This is a genomic window from Adlercreutzia equolifaciens (assembly GCF_029076695.1).
GTDB lineage: Bacteria > Actinomycetota > Coriobacteriia > Coriobacteriales > Eggerthellaceae > Adlercreutzia > Adlercreutzia equolifaciens_A.
In genome coordinates, this window is the sequence record NZ_JARFIK010000232.1 from 1 (window position 1) to 322 (window position 322).

Sequence of the window (322 nt, forward strand, 5' to 3'; positions counted from 1 at the left end):
CCCTTTTTTTTGATATCGGAGTCTCGCTGACTTCCTCGGGCGAAGCTGGGTGCTGCAATTGGTCCGGTTAAAAGGATGAGCTGGCTTGATCGTTAAGGATGGGTTCGAGGATGGACGCTCATAATCTGAAGAGTACGCATGCGCGCCAGGTGGAGCGGGTGCTGTGGATTGTGCTGGGGCTCAATTTGCTGGTGGCCGCGGCCAAGTACTTTTACGGTCTGGCTTCGCAGTCGGCGTCGATGCTGGCCGACGGCATCCACTCGGTGTTCGATTCGGTGGGCAATGTCATCGGGCTTGTGGGCATCAGCTTGGCGGCGCGGCC

At 58.4% G+C, this 322-nt stretch carries 1 protein-coding gene; it reads left to right on the forward strand.

The window, feature by feature from the left end; all coding sequences use genetic code 11:
- Positions 1 to 110: 110 nt before the first annotated feature.
- Positions 111 to 322: cation transporter (locus PZH32_RS12185; RefSeq protein ID WP_275208519.1), on the forward strand; the 212-nt coding region annotated here is incomplete at its 3' end.